This window comes from Sphingomonas sp. BK345 (assembly GCF_014193845.1).
In the GTDB taxonomy this organism is placed as follows: Bacteria; Pseudomonadota; Alphaproteobacteria; order Sphingomonadales; family Sphingomonadaceae; genus Sphingomonas.
On record NZ_JACHZX010000002.1, the window covers coordinates 752,371 to 770,677 of the forward strand.

The 18,307-nt window shown below is 67.8% G+C and carries 13 protein-coding genes; 9 read left to right on the plus strand and 4 right to left on the minus strand.

What is annotated here, in order from left to right; genetic code table 11:
* Window positions 1-164: 164 nt before the first annotated feature.
* Genes FHY03_RS08740 through FHY03_RS08750 form a run of 3 tightly spaced genes read right to left on the minus strand, consistent with a single transcriptional unit; the run spans window position 165 to window position 6,074 of the window.
* The gene (locus tag FHY03_RS08740) at window positions 165-2,366 is read right to left on the minus strand and encodes a DEAD/DEAH box helicase (RefSeq protein ID WP_221190047.1); all 2,202 of its coding nucleotides are present in this window, start codon (window positions 2,364-2,366) and stop codon (window positions 165-167) included.
* On the minus strand, window positions 2,347-3,630 hold the full coding sequence (locus FHY03_RS08745) for an ATP-binding protein (protein ID WP_183930088.1): 1,284 nt from the start codon (window positions 3,628-3,630) through the stop codon (window positions 2,347-2,349). The genes FHY03_RS08740 and FHY03_RS08745 overlap by 20 nt, the downstream gene beginning before the upstream one ends.
* Complete coding sequence (locus tag FHY03_RS08750) at window positions 3,627-6,074, minus strand: TerB N-terminal domain-containing protein (protein ID WP_183930090.1); 2,448 nt, start codon at window positions 6,072-6,074, stop codon at window positions 3,627-3,629. The genes FHY03_RS08745 and FHY03_RS08750 overlap by 4 nt, the downstream gene beginning before the upstream one ends.
* A gap of 229 nt (window positions 6,075-6,303) precedes the next feature.
* Here FHY03_RS08750 and zorA point away from each other — a divergent pair, with 229 nt between their 5' ends.
* The 4 genes from zorA to FHY03_RS08770 all read left to right on the plus strand — a co-directional run bounded on the left by zorA (window position 6,304) and on the right by FHY03_RS08770 (window position 13,947).
* Window positions 6,304-8,277 (plus strand): anti-phage ZorAB system protein ZorA, encoded by a 1,974-nt coding sequence (gene zorA, locus FHY03_RS08755; protein WP_183930092.1) that lies wholly within the window; start codon window positions 6,304-6,306, stop codon window positions 8,275-8,277.
* A 5-nt stretch (window positions 8,278-8,282) separates the two neighbouring features.
* Window positions 8,283-8,999, plus strand: coding sequence for an OmpA family protein (locus FHY03_RS08760; RefSeq protein WP_311721346.1), 717 nt, complete (start codon window positions 8,283-8,285; stop codon window positions 8,997-8,999).
* Window positions 9,000-9,061: 62 nt separating this feature from the next.
* The gene (locus FHY03_RS08765) at window positions 9,062-10,702 is read left to right on the plus strand and encodes an EH signature domain-containing protein (RefSeq protein WP_183930094.1); all 1,641 of its coding nucleotides are present in this window, start codon (window positions 9,062-9,064) and stop codon (window positions 10,700-10,702) included.
* A 17-nt stretch (window positions 10,703-10,719) separates the two neighbouring features.
* Window positions 10,720-13,947 (plus strand): DEAD/DEAH box helicase, encoded by a 3,228-nt coding sequence (locus FHY03_RS08770; RefSeq protein WP_183930096.1) that lies wholly within the window; start codon window positions 10,720-10,722, stop codon window positions 13,945-13,947.
* Window positions 13,948-14,040: 93 nt separating this feature from the next.
* On the opposite strand, the gene FHY03_RS08775 is transcribed toward FHY03_RS08770, so the two are convergent.
* A complete protein-coding gene (locus FHY03_RS08775; RefSeq protein ID WP_183930098.1) occupies window positions 14,041-14,520 on the minus strand; it encodes a helix-turn-helix transcriptional regulator in 480 nt (159 codons plus the stop codon).
* A 480-nt stretch (window positions 14,521-15,000) separates the two neighbouring features.
* Between FHY03_RS08775 and FHY03_RS08780 the strand changes: the two genes are divergently transcribed.
* Genes FHY03_RS08780 through FHY03_RS08800 form a run of 5 tightly spaced genes read left to right on the plus strand, consistent with a single transcriptional unit; the run spans window position 15,001 to window position 18,273 of the window.
* A complete protein-coding gene (locus FHY03_RS08780) occupies window positions 15,001-15,246 on the plus strand; it encodes a hypothetical protein (protein WP_409314177.1) in 246 nt (81 codons plus the stop codon).
* Window positions 15,247-15,274: 28 nt separating this feature from the next.
* On the plus strand, window positions 15,275-15,562 hold the full coding sequence (traL, locus tag FHY03_RS08785; RefSeq protein WP_097064904.1) for a type IV conjugative transfer system protein TraL: 288 nt from the start codon (window positions 15,275-15,277) through the stop codon (window positions 15,560-15,562).
* A 13-nt stretch (window positions 15,563-15,575) separates the two neighbouring features.
* Entirely contained in the window at window positions 15,576-16,142 is a 567-nt protein-coding gene (locus tag FHY03_RS08790; RefSeq protein WP_183930101.1) for a type IV conjugative transfer system protein TraE, read from the plus strand.
* Window positions 16,139-16,951: a type-F conjugative transfer system secretin TraK gene (locus tag FHY03_RS08795; protein WP_183930103.1), complete on the plus strand. Its 813-nt coding sequence runs from the start codon at window positions 16,139-16,141 to the stop codon at window positions 16,949-16,951. Before FHY03_RS08790 ends, FHY03_RS08795 begins: the two co-directional genes overlap by 4 nt.
* Complete coding sequence (locus tag FHY03_RS08800; RefSeq protein WP_183930105.1) at window positions 16,948-18,273, plus strand: TrbI/VirB10 family protein; 1,326 nt, start codon at window positions 16,948-16,950, stop codon at window positions 18,271-18,273. The genes FHY03_RS08795 and FHY03_RS08800 overlap by 4 nt, the downstream gene beginning before the upstream one ends.
* Window positions 18,274-18,307 lie beyond the last annotated feature (34 nt).

Here is an 18,307-nt window from a genome sequence, read left to right on the forward strand (position 1 = left end):
GAAGTGAGCGACATAGAAACGCGGCGACGTGCCCCGAGGCCACTACCTGCCTTGATAGGCCGCAGCCGCCGAGATGAACGAATGGCTGAATGTGGGAACGGGAAAGTCAGCCGCGGATGGCCGAAACTGGGTCTTGTTGAAGCAGCAATTCGCCTTCGCGTGAATTACCAAACAAGATCGCCGATTGTGGCGATCGCCTGCTCGCGAGCAGGCTTGGCTCTCTTCGCCCAAAGTCGGCGAAGCAGGTCCTCGTCCACGAACTGGTCGTATTTGGCGCCGCGCAGGTTCTCTACAAAACTCGCAAGAGCCTCGGTGGAGGGTACCTCAGAGATAGTGCCCAGCAGCTTGCGCAGCTCGTCCGGCGAGCAGTCGGCGATCTCAATCGCGACATCGTCCGCCTGGCACTCCAATCCCGCGGACTGCAGGAGGACCATAAGAATGTCATTGACCGCCGTGCCGGCCCAAGTTGCCAGTACAGTGTCACTGCCCGACGCGATCGCGCAGCTTCGATCCAACCCGAGCCGCCTGTAGGCCGCTCGGCCCTCCTGAAGAAAGGCGCGCGCGGCGGGGTCCAGGTAGGACGGCACATCTTCAGACGCGAGGACGTGGCGAATCTCTTGCGAAAGCCGGGCGTGGACGGGCTCGCCGGTCGGGGGATCGAACTTCGGCAGCTTGCCCGCCCGGTGCGGCGCAACCACGAGCACCTTCGACCTGTCGTCCACCGACTCAACGCGCCAGCGCCGTCCCGCGAAGCCTACGAGCGCTCCAATTGCCAAAACGTTCGAGATGGGCACGGTGCCCAGCGTCCGGCCTTCAGCAACGAGACGCCACTCGTCGTCGGTCTCGAAGACGGCATAGAAGTCGTGCGCGGCGGTAACGCGCTCACCCTCCGGCCCCAGCATCAGCAGGCCGTCGGAGCTCTGCTCGAGTAGGCCAACGTCGTCTCGCGCGGCACCACGCAGCAGAGCTGCATAGTCGGAGGTGCCCATCGCCAGATAGCTATTCTTGTCGCAGATGGCCCTGTGCGCCGCGACCGGGCGGATCGCGCCATCCGCCGCAATCGTCGACAGGGTCTGGTGCAGCACCACGGTGGCAAGCGAAGGGTCGTCGCCCGCGGGTTCTACAAAGCCGTCGACGAGCAGGCGCACCGCCGCCACCGAGCGGACCGTGGCGATCCTAAGCTGGTCAAGCGGATCGGCGTCCGCCGCGACGTGGCGCTCGCGCACGTAGATGCGCAGAACGGCGGGATCCCCGCGACGACCGCTTCGACCCAGCCGCTGCCTGAGCGCCGCCAGCGACTTCGGCGCGCCGACCTGCGCGACCGACTTGACGTTGCCGAGGTCGATGCCGAGTTCGAGCGTGGTAGTCGCGACCGCCGTGGTGGGAAGGTCGCCCGCCTTGAGGCGCAGCTCAAGCTCCTCGCGCAGTTCCTTTGCGAGGCTACCGTGGTGCGGGAAAAACTCCTCGGGAAGGCCCTTGGCCACGCATCGCTGGCGGAGGCGATCGGCCAGCGCCTCCACCGTCCTGCGCGAACCTGCGAAAGCCAAGTTGTTCGAACCCCTCAGGTGCTCGAACATGTGGTCGGCGATGCGGCTGAGCGCGTCGTCCCCATCGTCGGCAATCTCATCGACGCCGCTGGCGTTGGGTGGCTCCTCGTAGCCTCGCACCTGCAGCTTGAGCCCAGAGCCGCCGTCCTGCGAGCGGAGCACGACCGGCATTTCGGGATGCGCGGGGTTCAGCCAGCGACGGCCCGCATCATCGTCGCCCAACGTGGCCGACAATCCGATGCGCCGCGGCCGTTTCTCGCAGAGGCGGTCGACGCGTCTGAGCAGGGACGAGAGGTGGAGACCGCGTGGTCCCTTGAGGAACGCGTGCAGCTCGTCGACGACGATAGACTGGAGGCCCCGGAAGAGTCTGGCTGCGTCCGCCTGCCGACGAAGCAACAGCGCCTCGATCGACTCCGGCGTGATCAGCGCGACACCCGCGGGTCGACGCAGCAGCTTGGCCTTGGCCGCTGCCGGCGCGTCGCCGTGCCAGCGGGTCACCGGCATCTCGAGCCGCTCGCACAGCGTCTCCAACCGGCGGTGCTGGTCATTAATGAGAGCCTTGAGGGGGCTCACGTACAGGATGCGCAGGCCGCCGTCGCCAGCCTCCGCCGCTCGGGTAAGAAGCGGCAGGAAGGCGGCCTCGGTCTTGCCCGAGGCCGTTCCGGCCATGACCACCACGTCCGCCTCGGAGCCGAGCACCGTGCGGATCGCCGCATCCTGGATGGGCCGCAGGCCCGTCCATCCCTGGTCCCGGATCCAGCGCCTTATCTCGGGATGAAGGCGGTCGAAGGAGGACGGCTCAGAGGCGGAGGTCGACAAGCTCGTCGTCCGCGTCTGCCTCCTCGGCCTCCTCAGGCTCCGGCGTGACGCCGCCTATCAGTTCTCGCCAGTCTGTGCCCGGGTTCTGCTCCAGGACGGCTAGAAGCTGCACGAACGCCTTGATCGTGTTGCGCGGTGTGCGGAAGTAGGCCTCGCCGATGCGGCGATTACAATGCTCCATGAAAGCGGTGAGCGCCTCATCCGGCACGAGTTGGGCTGCGGGGTCGCCGAGCGCGAATACGGACCGGATGTTGGAGAGCAGCACGAGCAGGTCCTCCGGGGAGAGGCTCTGCAGGCGCAAGACCGGCCCCGTCATGTCGATCCGGCCTTCGGTCGCGAAGCTGTTCTCGGCGAGGCGCGACTGCAGCGCCTGGTAGCTGTAGAGCCCGCGGCGGCTATCGAGAAGGAAGTCGGGGGTGCCGCCCAGCACGAAGCCGAGCCCCTCAACGTTGCCTTGGAGGACGTCGTTCAGCATACGCAGGATCTGCTCGTAGTTCTGGTTTCGAGCCTGGGCACTCTGCAGCTTGTAGAGGTTCACGAGCTCGTCGAAGACCACGAGAAGGCCGGCGTATCCGGCGATGCGCACGAACCCGGACAGCAGCTTGAAGGTATCGTAGACGTCTGCATCGCCGATGATGCTGCGGACCGGCAACGCCTGTCTCGCCTCCGTCTTGGTCGGGAACTCCGCTCGTAGCCAGCGCAGCGCCGCCGCCTTCAATGCGTCATCACCGTCCTCGTGGGCGCGCCAATACGCCTTGAGGACGCAGGCGAAGTCGTGACCACCCAACATGTCGAGAAGCGGGGCGAGCCGCCGGTCGATCACCCGCTCGACCGGGCTGCCGGCGTCCTCGGCCTCGCGCACGCAGTCCGTGACGAAGCGCTCGACGACGCTCGGCAACGCTCCGCCTTCGGGCCGGGTGCGGGTCGCCATGTTGCGGACCGCCTCAGCGTAGAGCCCTCGCGCCTGACCTCCGGTCGCGTGAATGCGGCGGTCGGGGGCGAGATCGGCATGGACGGTCACGAGCTTCCGCTCGAGGGCGATGAGCCGGACGAGGTTGAGGAAGAAGGTCTTGCCCGCGCCGTACTCGCCGATAACGAAGCGCATGGCGGAGCCCGCGTCCGCGATGCGATCGATGTCGCGCACGAGCGCCTCGACCTCGCGCGAGCGGCCGACCTGAATGTGACGCAGCCCGACACGGGGCACGACCCCGGCGGAGAGCGCCTGCACGATCAGGTCACGGTCCTTGCGACGGATGGCGTTCAAGCTGCGGCTCCCATGGGCATGATCTGGTCCATGATCTCGGGTGAAATCCGGACGATGTCGTCATCGTCAAGGACGGGCTCGCCGAACCGGTCGAACCCCCATTCGTTGATCGTCTCGATTGCGCCTTCCGGCATGAGCCTAAGCGCGGCCGCCGCGCCGTCGAACGCGTCACGATCGAGCGGGCCGGACAGAAGACGCGTCAGGAGCTCGGAGTGCAGGCCATCCAGACCATCGAAGCCATTGGTCGCGCGGGGAGTGGGCCTGGGCGCCGCGACGGCCGATGCCGAAGCCTCTTGCTCCTCCTCGACGAAGATGGTGGCGAGCAGCGCGGAAACGCGTGACGTCTCGCCCTGAATGCGCGCGAGCCTCGCAGCGTCGATCGCGACAGAGGACGAGACCGGCTCTGACGGTATGGAGATCAGCTCTTCAGGACGTCCGGGCTCTACCAGGATCGGCCCCACGTCCTCCGCCCCGCGATGAAGCGCCGCGTAGAGAGCGGAGGCGGGAAGGTTCAGCGTGGCGTGCAGCGTCTCGAGGAACTTCACCTCGCCCGGCTGCACCATTCCATCGGCGAGCACCGCCTCGACGGCTGCGGTCGCGATCGAGGCGCGGGCCGTGGCGGGAGCGTCCGCCAGGCGCTTCATCGCCGCCCGCACCTTCGGCGGATCCGCCGCCAGGGCACGACCGGACGCGACCAGGCGGGCGATCTCGTGCTCCGCGAGATTGGGCGTTGACCGGAGGCGCCGTTCGACCGCTTCGAGCTCGGCCGCGACGACCTCGCCGTCCGAGGCGGCAGCGAGCACGGCGACCTCCATGGCCGTTCGCGCATCGGCATAGGCCTGCCGCTCGTGCTCGACCGCGCCGCCGCCATGGGCAGGGAAGACGGCCATCGGTGTGTCAGCCCGCGGGGTCGGCGCTGGACCGTAACGCCGGTCAGGCTCGAGGCCGTGCTGCAGCGCATCGAGCGCCATGCCAATCTGGCGAACCACCGCGGTCGGCAGCTTGTCGGCTGCCTCGTCCACGTCGAGGTCGAGCAGTCGCGCGAGCTCGATAGCCGCTATGACGCCGCGTGTCCCACCGCTGACCAGCTTCTCGAGCCGCTCGCGGCAGGAGGCGAGCGCCGGGTTGCGGTCCCGAAGTTCGACAGGGAGCAGGAGCTCGGCGTGAAGCCTGCCCCTCGCGTCCGGATCGCGGCCGACGAGCCGGCTGTAGGCCGAGAGGTCGTCGATGCAGAGGTCGAGCATGGCCCGCAGCTGTCCGAGCGGCGCGGAGATGCCGGACACGTCGGGTAGTTCGTCCACGCTGAGGTTGACGCTGAACTTGCCGCTGGCTGCCCTGTACTCGTGCCGCAGCGTCCTCTTGGGGCGTCGCACGGTCAGCCCGTCGAGGTGCCGGACCGCAAACCTGGCGCTCCACAGGTCACGAAGCTCGGCGAAGCATCGCTGCCCAGGCGTGCGGAGGTGGACGTCGGGAAGTGCCAGCACCCATCGGAGCGCGTCGTCGGCGTTGAAGGGTACGCCGTCCCTGAGCCGCCGCCCGAGCCGGATGCGTACGTCGAGCGGAAGCTCGACGTCCCAGTTGCGGGCGCACTCGGCAGTCGGAGGATCGTCGTCCTCGTCCTCGTACAGTGCGGCGAGGGCGAGGAGTCTGGAGGCGTGGCCCTGGAACGAGTAGTCCTGATGGTGGAGCGCCATGAGCTGGCGCAGCTCGGAGAAGATCGCGGGCGCATCGGCACGCGCGTCGTCCACCAGCAGGCGCTGCTCCAATCCGTAGAAGAAGACGAACAGGTAGCCGCTGGGCACGGACACCGCGCGGCGCCCGTCCGTCAGCCAACCGAGGTAGGTCGCGCGAGCGCGTGGATCGAACTCCCGATACGACGGCCAGTAGCCAAGGGTCGTGCCCGCGGGATCACCGCGCGTGTCGACCTTCAGCGTCGGATCGATGCGCGAGTGGTCGTGCCTCGGTTCGTGACGAAGGGGCGTTCCGAAGTACACCATCTCGGTCTCGAAGCCGACGCCGCCCGCCGAAAGCGACTCGGGTGATCCGATCCAACGCGGGGCGGCGCGTCCGCTGGAAGCCGGAGTCACGCTCTGAGACGTGGGGAAGGAAGCCTCCGGAGTGGGCGGGACCGCAGGAGCGGGTGAGGCCGGCGGCTGCGATGTCGGAGTCCGCACAGCCGGAGCACGGTCCGCCTCAAACTCGAGCGCCTGGTCGAGCGTCGAGAAGGTCCAGCCCGCCACCACGTAGCGGCCGTTGCCGTCACGGCGAATGCCCGAACCGCCGCTAGTTTGGTTCGAAGCGGCTGGCGAGGCGGGCGCGGCATCGCTGGCGCGATGCCGCTCGGGCTCCTCCGCCCAGAAGTCGTCGCGGACCTCGGGCGACCTTCCAAGATCAACGCTCGATGCGGCTACGCCACCGAGAATGTCGCCGAATCGACGCGCCATACGCGCGATCCAGCCTCCAGAGTCGCTCATCTTCCCCCCACGGTTGCCATGCTGTCCCAGTCCGGGCGCCTTTGCCATAGTTTTTCGCATCGCAACGGCACCTTAGGTCCTCACCCAGACCGCTGTTACTCTTTGAACGGGCGATCGAATTGTTGCAGCATGACAAGCATCCGGGACGCTCTGTCTGGATTCGGCGCTGGGGACGCGCCGTCGGGGGGAACTGAAGCAGATGACCTTGTCGGATTTACCGGTCGTGCCGGTCCTCGTCGCGATCGTGCTCCTGACGTTCGCCTACGCGTTCGTGCGCCACTTCCACCTTCCCGCGAAAAAGCTGGACGGCTCGCTCGAGGACGTGATCCGAAAGCTCGACGCGGCGCGCGCCGCCGGACAGTTGGAACTCGCCTCGTGCTTCGCCGGCGACGAGCGGCTTGCCGCCATCTGGCAGGAGTACGGTGAGACGCTGCACGCGCAGCGGGAGATCGATCCGTCCACAGGCGAGTTCGCGGTGCGCGCGGTGCGATCGACGGTGCCCGCCGAGGTCTACTTCTCGCCGCATTCCGTGGTCGACGGTCGGGTCCACGCCGAGTTCTTCAAGCACCTGCCGGGCATCTTCACCGGCGTAGGCATCATCGGCACCTTCTTCGGTCTGCTGAAGGGATTGTGGCTGTTCCGCATCTCCGAGGACGCAGGCGTGGTACGCAACAGCCTCACCTCACTCCTGCACGGGGTCAGCGAAGCGTTTGCGGTTTCCGCCTTCGCGATCCTGCTCGCCATGATCGCGACCGTGCTGGAGAAGTATCGGCTGAACAGCCTGTACGGAAAGGTAGGCAGGCTCGCCCACGCGATCGACGCCACCTACGAGGCAGGAGCCGGAGAGGAGTACCTGGCGCGCCTCGTCTCCTCGTCCGAGGAGTCAGCCAGCCAGACCCGGATCCTCAAGGACGCCCTCGTCTCAGACCTGAAGGAGATCCTGACCGACCTCGCCGAGCGGCAGATTGCGGCGACGACGCAGCGGTCGGGAGAACTCGGCACGTCGATCGCCAGCGCACTCACCGACGCGTTGAGGGAGCCGCTCGACCAGATCGCGGGTGCCGTCGGACGCGTCAGTCAGGATCAGTCGTCCGCTGTCACGCAGCTACTCACCGACGTGCTCGCCAGCTTCAGCGACAGGCTCGAAGGCATGTTCGGGAGCCAGCTCTCCGGCATCGGTGACATGCAGCAACGGACGGTCGACGCGATGCAGACGGCGGTGGCTCGACTCCAGGATCTGACCGCCGGCATGGAAGCGGCCGGCACCAGGGCCACGGACGCGATGTCGGCCAAGCTGATGGAGGCGGTCGAGGCCGCCGAGGCGCGACAGGCGGCGATCACCGACGAGTTGCGCACCGCACTGTCCGAGATGCGCTCCGGCCAAGGGGCGGCGCAGGAGCAGACCCGGTCCCGCCTCGAGGAGATGCTGGACGAACTCGGCCGCCGGCTCGGGGAGGCCGTCGCCGGCATCGAGCGCACCGCGGAGGAGCGGTCGCGTCGACAGGCCGAGGACGATGGCCGCAGGTCGGAGACCGCCGCCCGGCAGGTCGCCGGCATGGGGGAAAGCGTCGGCGCGTTGACGACGAACGTGGACACCATGCTCGCCGCCGTGCGGGAGATGGTCTCCCGGATCGAGCTCGTGACGTCCGACGCCTTCTCTCGGCTAAACGGAGGCGCTGACACCCTCCTGGCCGCCGCCGGACGCTTCGAGACTTCGGGACGCGAGGCGGCGGACGGTTTCTCCCGTATAGCCACCGTGACGACCGGCCTCGCCGACGCGGCGGGAAGCGTGGCCGGCGCGGCTCGCAGCCTCGACTCGGTTGTGGCCGACTACCGAAGCGCGCGGGACGCGGTCGGAACCATGGTCGAGGGACTGCGCGCCACGGTGGAGAGCGCGTCGAGGGAGGCGTCGCTCACGGCGGACGTTCTCACGAGAATCGAGGGGGCGGCCCAGCGGCTTGCCGCGGCCCAGGTCGAGGCGGACGGCTTCCTCGACGAGGTGGCGCAGGTAATCGCCACCTCGCACGAGAAGTTCTCTGAGGGCATGCGGGGCACGGTGGTGGACGCCAACCGGCAGTTCCATGCAGAGCTGTCGCAGGCGACCGGACTGCTCAGGGAGACGATCCAGGAGCTCGAGTTGGCGCTGCCGCAGGCCGGCAGGCGGGCGGCCTGACCTAGGTGTTCGGACAGCGCCATGCCACCGCGCCGCGCGGGCGCGATGAGGGCGAGAAGCCCTTCTGGATCTCCTTCGCCGACCTGATGACGGCGCTCATGGTGCTGTTCCTGCTCGTCATGAGCGTGGCGCTGCTCGCCGTCACGAGGACAATCTCGGAGCGGGAGCGCCTCGAGAGCCAGAGGCAGGACGCGATCGAGCAACTGCTCGGACGCATAGCGAAGGCGGCCGAGCATCAGCCTGGGGTGCACGTCGACCGGAACCGGGCGGTCATCGACTTCGGCGACCGCGCCCGCTTCGACACGTCGAGCCATACGCTGAGCCCCAAGCAAGAGCGATTGCTGCGCGCCTTCGTCCCCGAAGTGCTCGCGATCGCGCGCGACAAGGCGGGACGGCGCTGGCTCAAGCGCATCGTCGTCGAGGGCTTCACCGATCGGCGCGGAAGCTACCTCTACAATCTCAATCTCAGCCTTCAGCGAAGTCAGCGGGTGCTGTGCGCGCTGATGGCGCGGCCAGGTCCTGATGAGCGGTCGATGTCCCGCTCCGAGCTGGAGGAGGTCCGTCGGCTGTTCCTCGTCGGCGGCTACTCGTCGAACTCGGCGCGAGAGTCCCTCGATGCGAGCCGTCGAATCGAGCTCCGCCTCGAATTCTTCGGAGTGGAGGAACCCGCCGCCTCAGCGGCAGCCGGCTACCAGGGCGAGTTCGGCCAATGCGCCCTCTAAGCCCGCGTTCGGTCAAGCTGGCCGAGCGGTTGCGTTCGGTCGCAGAGGCCGCCCTCAGCAGCATGCCCGATCCCGACCTGACGGCGCTCAGATCCGAAGTTCGTCAGCTCAAGGCCATGCTAGGCGGGGCGGGTGCGGGTGCCGGAGCGGCGCCCGACCGCGTGCGCGAGCAGGTCTCGCTGTTTCGCCGGACCGGCACGCTGCCCGACGTCCGGGCGGCGCGCCTGGTATGCTGGGGGACCACGCTCCGCGACGGTCGGGACCCAGCGCTGATCGAGGACCGCGAACGGTTTCCCGGTCTGATCGACGGCGTGGACGAGTTCCGCGATATGCGGCGACCCTACCGGCGGTGCTGGCGCGGGCTGCTGGACGGGTACGTCCGCTACGATCCCGGCCGCGCGACGGAAGCGGGGCGCCGCAACTGGACCATGCTGCGCGACTACCTGAACGACAACCTGCCATCGCTCGAGCGGTCGGGCAGCATGCCCGATTGGCTGTCCACCATCGACGAGCACGCGAACCTGCTCGGGGAGCGGCCCTGCGATCGCTACGGAGCGGCGCTGCTCGAAGGCGATGCGAAGCTCCTGGAACCTCTCCGGCGCGACTTGTCGATGGGCGACTCCTCCTGGCTGACCAGGCGCATCTTCGAGGCCCAGATTGATGCCGCGGTCAAGCACGACGACCGGGCGCTGCGGCGGGTGATGCCGAGAGTGGTCGCTCTCGTCGCGGAGCACGACCTCCTGGCGGACGACGCGCTTGTGCGTGTGCTCGATCGATGGGCGAGGTGCCGCCCGCTCGAAGTGGAAGCGGAGCTTCGAGACCTGTCGGTCGCTCGCTGGGGCAATCCTTGGCTGGAGCGCAACGACACGCAGTGGACGAGAGTCGAGGCGGAGACCCGCCAGATGGTTTCGTCCTGGCTCAAGCTGTCGCTGATCGAGAAGTTCTTCTCGCTCTTGTCAGAGGACAAGCTGAACGACCAGCGGCGGGTGGCATTCTGGAAGCGCTATGTCGACCGGATCGACGACATGCACTTCGCGCTCGGCGAGGCGGCCTACACCAACCCGAGCGCAGACTTCCGCGCGCTGCGCAAGGCGATGGCGGGCAAGCTCCTGCGCCTCGACAACGGTGGCGTCGCACGAAACAACGCCTTCATCATGCGACTGGGTGGACACATCGTGGTCGAATTCGGCGAGCACGGCAATGCGATGTACGCCTTCGACGCGGCGTCCGCGCCGTTCGATCTCCGCCGCCCATCCATCGCGGGCAACAGGACGGCGCTTAAGCACCCGTCGCACGTGGCGCGCATCACCCACACCGACGGCGGCGAGAGGTGGGAGCGGAAGTTCGAGCGGAGGCTGGCAGAGGTCCTTGGCCGCGCCGACAAGGCATCAACCACCGGTCGTTCGACGGTCTCCTCGCCGATGGCGACTCCTCCAATTCGTCCCGCGCCGATCCCCACCCCGAGCGCCGCCTCGCCCGCCTGGGCCCGGCCGCAGGTGGCGCGGCAAGTTTCACCGGAGCCGCACGGCATGCGAGATCTGCAAGCTTTTTTCGCCGAGCACAGGGTCAAGTCCGCCGACCTGCGCGACAAGGGTGGCTCCCTGTGGGCATATGCGCCGGAGCGTGGCCCCGCCGCCGATGGCCTGCGCAGCCGCGGGTTCGCCTGGTCCGCCCGCCGGGGCGCCTGGTACATCAAGTCGTGATCTGGCGGCGAAAACCCATGGCTTCGGTGCCGGTCGCACCAGAGCCGTCGGTGGGTACACCAGGCTATCGTGTGGAGCGGGAAGGACTGATCTTTCCGGCTGATTGCCTCCCGCATCCAACCGGTGTTGCCGCTGCGGCCCTGCTGGAGGAACTGGAGGACGAGGGGCTCGCCACGACCGTGGAGGAAGGTCGCTGCATCGGCTGGCGCGAGCTCTACGCGATCCTCGACGACACGGAGCGGGCTGCGGATCTGGCCGTCCTGAATCTTCCGGAGTCGGTTTTCGCCGCGCCGCGTCTGGTCAGCAGGGGATCGCTGACCGACAGCGGCTTCGCTGTCGCGATCGATGGCTGGCTCGATGGCGACGGGCGCATCATCCACGGTGCCAGGCTGCACGGCGGAACGCTGGAGATCGATGGCGTGCCACATCTGCTGCCGCCGGCGGCATGGCGGCTCGTGGACCGGGTCGCATCCTTCGGTCGACGTGGACCCGACGAGCGGGGGGAGGGGGCGCAGCGGCTCGCCTGGGGCGCCATACGCGCCGAAGCGCTTGCGGTCGGCGCGGCGCTAGACGACTTCCTCTTCCGCACCGTCGTGCTGACACCTGACCGCCTGCAGATCGCACTCCGGCGGTCGGATCGGCTCGGCCTGGTCGAGGTCGAGCCTTGGTTCGAAGGAGCGCCCACGCACTGGCTTCAGGCCTTTGATCGCTCCGCTCAAGTCCGAGATCGCTACGATCTCGTCACGCCGGATGGCGTGGTCCAGGTCATGGTGTCGCCCGAGGTCGGGACGGTGCTGCGGGAGCTGAAGCGCATGCCTGGGCGCCGCGTCGCGGGCGAGCGCGCGCAGGCCTTTTTGGTCAATCCTATCGCAGCCCTCGGTCCGGATGCCGCCGAGGTCATCGACCAGGAGGCGTTCGAGGCGGCCAAGGAGGAGGCCGGCATCTCCTTCGACCGGTTCGCGGCGATCACGCCCGAGACGCACGGCGACGGCGCGCTCGGGCTGCTGGTCACTTCCGGAACGGGCGAGCGGATCGAGACGAGCGAAATCTCGCTGAGTGACGAGGACGCGCTCGAGTTCGTGGCGCGCGTCGAGGACCATCTCGCTCGTGGGCTGCAGCTCTGCTCGTGGGACGACTTCGAGTTCGAACTCGACGGTGACAGCACGTTGCACTGCGCGGCGTTGCGGCGCGCAGTTGGCCGACGTGCGGCGTCCCTGATCAGCCATGGGCAGATCTACGATCTTTCGGGCTACTCGGACCGTGTGGACGGCATCGGAGAGGAGCGGCCGTTCTACTCGCCGCACATTGCGCGCAAGAGCGACGACGCGGGCTGGTTTCCCGAGAACCTCGTGCCGATCATCGGCTGGAACGATCCGTCGACCGGCGAGCCCGGATCCGCACCACTGACCGACGGTGTCGCGGAGCGACTGCGTACGGATGTGGAGGAGGCTCGTCGGACTGGAGCCGCAGCAGTCCAAGTGCCGGGTTGCCCTGTGCCGATGCCGGTGCGCGAGGCCGAGGCAATCCTCAAGGCGTTCGGCCGCGTCCGCGTGGAGGCGGAGGCGGGCACGCTCGATCCCGCGCGTGCGTCTCCGAGCCGAAAGCGGCCCACGCTCATCCTGAAGGCCAACATAGAGCAGGTGGACTATCGGGAGGAGCGGCTGGCCGCCCTGTCGGCGCCACCCGGGCCACCACGCCTTCCCGCAGGCCTGCGCGAGGAGGTCCGCCTGAAGGACCATCAGCTGAAGGGGCTCGCATGGATGCAGCACCTGTTCAGCCTTGCGCCCGACAGGTGCCGCGGCGCCTTGCTCGCCGACGATATGGGGCTGGGCAAGACGCTCCAGATCCTCAGTCTCGTGGCGCGCGCGAGGGAGGACGATCCCGCCACGCCTCCCGCACTCGTTGTGGCGCCCCTCACTCTTCTCGAGAACTGGCGGGAGGAGGCCGAGAAGTTCCTGCTACCGGGATCACTGAAGATCCTCACGGCATACGGCGACACGCTGTCCGGGTTGAGGGTGGGCAAGTCGTCGGTCGACGAGCAGCTTCGTAGAGAGGGGCTCGTCCGCTTCCTGCGGCCAGACTGGCGCGGCGACGCGGACGTAGTGCTGACCACTTATGAGACGCTGCGCGACTTGGAGTTCTCCTTCGCCCGCGAGCGCTGGTCTATCATGATCTGCGACGAGGCGCAGAAAATCAAGAACCCGAACGCGGCCATGACGCGCGCGGCGAAGAAGCAGCAGGCGGTGTTCCGGATCGCCTGCACAGGCACTCCCGTCGAGAACAGCCTGGTCGATCTCTGGTGCCTCTTCGATTTCGTGCAGCCCGGACTGCTGGGCGCGTTGAACGAGTTCGGGAGCACCTACCGTCGTCCGATCGAGGCGGAGGGCGACGCGGACCGCGCAAAGCTGGAGGAGCTCAGGACGCTCATCGAGCCACAGATCCTGCGGCGCATGAAGTCGGAGGTGGCGGCCGATCTCAAGGCTAAGCTCGTTGATGAGGCGAGCCGACGCCTGCCGATGAGCGTCCCGCAGCGCGGACTCTACGTCGGCGCGATTGAGGGCTTCCGTCGTGAGGCGGGGCGACCAGGCGCGCACCTTGGGCTGCTGCACCGGCTGCGGCTTATCTGCTCGGACCCGGCACAGACAGAGGAGGCGGGCGCCTACGACGCCGTTGACGCCTATCGCGCCCGGTCACCTAAGCTCGACTGGCTGCTGTCGGCGCTCGCCGAGGTCAGGGAGCGTGGCGAGAAGGCCATCGTCTTCTGCGAGTTCAAGGCCGTTCAAAGGCTATTGCGTCACTACATTCGCGAGGCGTTCGCGATCCCCGTCGATGTCATCAACGGTGACACCTCGGCGGCAGCCGGCGCGGCGGACAGCCGGCAGAAGCGCATCCGGGCCTTTCAGGACGCACCAGGATTTGGTGTGATCATCCTGTCGCCGGTGGCGGTCGGCTTCGGAGTCAACATGCAGGCCGCCAACCACGTGATCCACTTCACCCGCACCTGGAACCCGGCGAAGGAGGACCAGGCGACCGATCGAGCGTACCGCATCGGCCAGCGGCGTGACGTGTTCGTTTACTATCCGACGGTCGCCGCCGATGACTTCACGACCTTCGACATGAAGCTGGACGAGCTGCTCGAACGGAAGCGGGCGTTGGCGGGCGACATGCTGAATGGTACCGGGGAGATCGGCGCGCGCGACTTCGACGTCGAGGAGTTGCGACCGGGCTCCGGGGAGCTGCCGTGAGGTCGGTCTTTCCTCTCGAGCTGATCGGCGCGCACCGTTGCAAGCGCGCGACCTTCACCAGCTATGTGTTCAGCGCGACCTTCGTCGAGGCGGTTAGCCGCGCAGAGCGCCGGCTGGCCTGAACTCGCCTAGCTTTTCCTCTCGCTCGATCAGCTCATCGATGTGGCTCGCGATCCGCTGCGCCACGAACTTTGCCACGGCCGGTCCCCAGCGCGGATCGACGCGATCGCTGCTTTTGGCGAGCTCGGCTGCGAGCGCGTCTGGCAGCGCGGCGACGAGTGTCTCCAGGAACGCCGCCATGCCGGACCGCGACCATTCGCTGGCGAGATCGCGGCGATCGAAGAGGGCGAGGGTGAGGGCGCCGCGGGCTGGCAGGCCGGCGGCGGCAAGCATTGAGCCCGCCTCCTCGAGGCTGAGATGCCGTGTGCCCTTCAGCGTGCGACAGATCTGATCCTTCGACAGGCCGACCCTGGCCGCCAAGTCGCGCTGGCTGAGCCCGCTCTGATCGACGAGGTCTCCAACGATGATGTGCAGCGGTATCGAGGACAGGGCTGCCGGGCTGCTGGTGGTCACAACTCCAACTCCAAGGACTGATTCGCACGCACGGTATCAAGCGCGGAGGCTGTAGGAAAACAAAATAGGAACATCCTAGCCGGCAGTGGGCTCCGCTGTGGGCAGAGTCGCATCAGATGCAGCGCCGCCCTCTCACCAGAAGTGCAAGGAACAAAGATAGAAAGGCGATTCGCGACGGCTGTCGCCAGCGACCGCACCGGTCTTGTCGCTAGGCGCGAGAGGCATCGCGCCAAGCTAGGAAACTTCACACTCCAGACGCGATCTGTGTCGCGGATTTCGCGACCTATCGGCTGATCTGTTCTCCTGATGTTCCTTTTGGTTGAGCGGCGGCCGGAGCCGGCGTGATGGTGATTGTGCGGTCGGGATGCGGCCGCGGCGAACACCTTCTCGGAGACGCTCTCGATGCACAGCCTCAAGCTCCCGCTGACCCGTGCCGGCCTCGGCCGGGCCAGCGACTATCTCATCCCGGCGATCGGCCTCATGGCCGTGGCGAGTGCGGCCTATGCCGGCGCCGACACGACCTTCGGTCCGGCGCTCACCAAGTTCACCGACTTTCTGGAGGGCTCGGGCGGCAAGATCATCGCCGTGCTCAGCCTGGCCGGCGGCATCATCGGCATGGCGTCCGGCCGGTTCACGCTCGGGCAGGTGGCGATCCCCGTCGCCGTCGGCATCGGCGTCGGCACGGGCGTGCCGATCGTCACCTCCACCGTGACCGCGATCATCTGATCGCGGCGGCGAGGGCGGCGCAGCGCACATGACTGACAAGTACCTTGTCCCCCGGCGGCTCGACGATCCGGAGCTCATCGGCCTTTGGACCCTGGACGAATTCCTGGGGCTCGCGGCGCCGTTCGCCTGGGGCATCTTCTCCCAGCACATCCTGCTGGGTCTCGTGGGTGCCGGAGGAGCGTGGTTCGCGCTTCGCAAGGCCAAGGCTGGCCGGGCCAGTTCCTGGATCATCCACGCGGCCTACTGGTACCTGGGGGCAAGCTTCGTCAGGCTTCGCGCCACGCCGCCCTCCCACTGCCGCCGGCTCGCCGGCTGAGGGGAGGAGCTCCATGCTGTCCGATATCGCGCATCAGCGCAGCCAGTCGCTGCTTCGCCAGCGCAAGGTCCTCGTCGTCGCTGCTGCGGCGTCGTTCCTGGCCAATCTCGCGTTGCTGACCGCGCTCAGCAGCCGCGATCGCGAGGTGATCCTGCAGCCGGTCACGACGCGGCCGCTGGCGATCAGCTCGTCGGGCGTCTCCGCCGACTATCTCGAGCTGGTGACGCGCGATGTCGCGCTGATGCTGCTCAACCGCTCGCCGACCGGCCTCGACTATTGGATGGAGCAGATCCTGAAGGTGGCGGACCCCTCCGCCTATGGGGCGCTCAAGGCCGAGCTGGTCAAGATCGTCACCGAGCAGCGCGGGTCGGACCTGGCGCAGGCCTTCGTGATCACCGGCATGACCGTCGATCCGAAGGGCTTGAGCTCCACCGTCGAAGGCGACCTCAAGACCTTCGTCGGCGGCCAGGTCATCGCCAGCGAGAAGAAGCGGTTCCGGTTCGGCTGGACCTACGTGGGCCTGCGCCTCTCGCTCTCGAGCTTCGCGCTCATCCCAGATCACAAGGAGGCGCTCCAATGATCGCCACGACACCCGCCTACCTGCTGGGCGCAGGGGCGGTAACCCTCGCCGCCGGCACGTCCCGGCCGCGCGACATCAGCCTGAAGCCGCTTGGGCTCGCGCTGATCGGCGCCGCCATCGCGCTCGCCGCCACCCCGGCCTGGGCCGACCAGTACCGGCAGGCCGCCGATAATGCGCAGGTCGACTGCGTTGTCTCGAACCATGAGCTGACGCGGATCAGCCTGGTGGGCGACGCCTTCGCGAGCGTCAGCAAGATCACGACCGGCTATCCCTATAATGACTTCACCGTCACCAACGAGCCGGTCCGCGGCGACATCTACCTGTCGGTGCCCGAGGGGTTCGCGCCGGGGCGGCTGAGCTTCTTTGCCACCAGCCGCAAGGGCTATGTTTACAAGTTCGCCTGCAGCGTCGGTGGGCCCAAGGCCGAGCAGATCTTCGTCACTAACCCGGCGATCGCCGGAGAGCGGGCGCAGGCTTGGGAGGCAAAGGCCGGACCCCGCGATGCCGCCGTGCGCCTGATCCAGGCCATGGCCGCGAACAATGCGCCGGACGGCTATACGATGCGGCAGGTCGCCGCCGCCCCGACCCGGGTCGGTGACCTCACCGTACGCCTCGTCGCCGAATACCGTGGTGCCGCGCTCACGGGCCGTGTGCTGCGGATCGATAATCGCGGCGCCAAGCCTGTCACCATCGACCCGGCGCAGCTCACCCCGGCCGGCAGTCTGGCCGTCAGCGTCGCCGATCGCGAGCTCGGCGCGCAGCAGGCGACGACGCTCTATGTCGTCCTCGACGGGAGTGCCGGCGCATGAGCGAGCAGGCCACCCCTCCGTCCAGCCCGGCGCAGGAGAGCGTCACGGCCTTGGGCGCACTCAACGCCAAGACCCGCGCACGCCAGCGCATGCTGCTGCTCGGCGGCGGCGGTTCCGCCGCGATGCTCGCACTCTGGTTCGTGGTCGGCGGCACCGGCGATCGCACGCCGGCTGCGGACGCGCCGCAGAAGATTGAGACCGACGGCATCGTCAATCGCGACCTCAGCCAAAAGGAGTTCGTCGCGATCTACGGCAATCGGCTCGATGCGCAGGCGCGTCAGCTGAAGGCGCTCGAGGAGAACAAGGCGGTCGCGCCCGAGGTGCAGGCCAGGCTCGACGCGCTCGCGGCCGAGAACCAGGCGCTCAAGACTGACGGCACCAAGACAATCGACGCGCTAACGCAGGAGAACAGCACGCTTCGAGGCGAGCTGACACGCGCGCAGACGCAGGCGGCAGCCCCGCCGCCGCCGGTCGCCGTGCGTGATCCGTCGATCCCGTCGGGCTCGCCGCTCGATCCGAATATGGCTGCGGCGCAGGGCGCGGCGCTGCCGCCCCCGGCCGAGCGACAGGTGAAGACCGTCTCGTTCACGAGCGGCACGTCGGACGCTGGTGCGACCGCGAAGACCGGCCTCAGGGCTGGCCGTCCGAGTGCGCCGGCGATCGAGATCGAGGACAGTCCCGAGTATCTGCCGCCCAACAGCTATGCGCCGGCCCGCGTCATCGTCGGCGTCGACGCCTCGGCGGGCGTCTCGAGCCAAACCGATCCGCTGCCGGTCGTGTTGCGGATCACCGGGCCGGCGCGCTCGGTCGTCAAGGACGGCAAGCTGCTCACTACCCGCATTCAGGGCTGTGTCGTCAACGGTGCGGCGCGCGGCGATCTCTCGGCCGAGAAGGTCTACGTCAAGCTCCAGAAGATGACCTGCGATCAGCCCGGTGGGCGGGTCGCGGTCAGCGAGGTGAAGGGCTTCATCAGCTTCGCCGGCAAGACCGGCGTGCGCGGCCGGGTCGTCAGCCGCGAGGGCAGTCTCGTCAGCCAGGCGCTGCTCGCGGGCATTGTCGGCGGCTTCGGACGCGGCTTTTCCGCCAACTCGAACAGCCTCTTCTCCGGGATCACCACCGGTGTCGACGGCAAGCGCCAGCAGCTTTCGGGCGGCGACATCGTCCAGGGCGGTCTCGGTCAGGGCGTCGCCGACGCCTCGGACACAGTGTCCAAATATCTGATCGAGCGCGCCGAACAATATCAGCCAGTCGTGGAGATGCCGACCGGCATCGATGTCGAAATCGTCTTCCTCGACGGCGTCTATGTGAGGAACTCCCAATGAATTCGTCTGACACTCGTCTTGGCCGCGAGTTGGC

Coding starts and splice junctions, on each gene's coding strand:
- FHY03_RS08750 (WP_183930090.1), bottom strand. CDS start 6,074: ATGGCGCGTCGATTCGGCGACATTCTCGGTGGCGTAGCCGCATCGAGC.
- zorA (WP_183930092.1), top strand. CDS start 6,304: ATGACCTTGTCGGATTTACCGGTCGTGCCGGTCCTCGTCGCGATCGTG.
- FHY03_RS08765 (WP_183930094.1), top strand. CDS start 9,062: ATGCCCGATCCCGACCTGACGGCGCTCAGATCCGAAGTTCGTCAGCTC.
- FHY03_RS08770 (WP_183930096.1), top strand. CDS start 10,720: ATGGCTTCGGTGCCGGTCGCACCAGAGCCGTCGGTGGGTACACCAGGC.
- FHY03_RS08780 (WP_409314177.1), top strand. CDS start 15,001: ATGGCCGTGGCGAGTGCGGCCTATGCCGGCGCCGACACGACCTTCGGT.
- traL (WP_097064904.1), top strand. CDS start 15,275: ATGACTGACAAGTACCTTGTCCCCCGGCGGCTCGACGATCCGGAGCTC.
- FHY03_RS08790 (WP_183930101.1), top strand. CDS start 15,576: ATGCTGTCCGATATCGCGCATCAGCGCAGCCAGTCGCTGCTTCGCCAG.
- FHY03_RS08795 (WP_183930103.1), top strand. CDS start 16,139: ATGATCGCCACGACACCCGCCTACCTGCTGGGCGCAGGGGCGGTAACC.
- FHY03_RS08800 (WP_183930105.1), top strand. CDS start 16,948: ATGAGCGAGCAGGCCACCCCTCCGTCCAGCCCGGCGCAGGAGAGCGTC.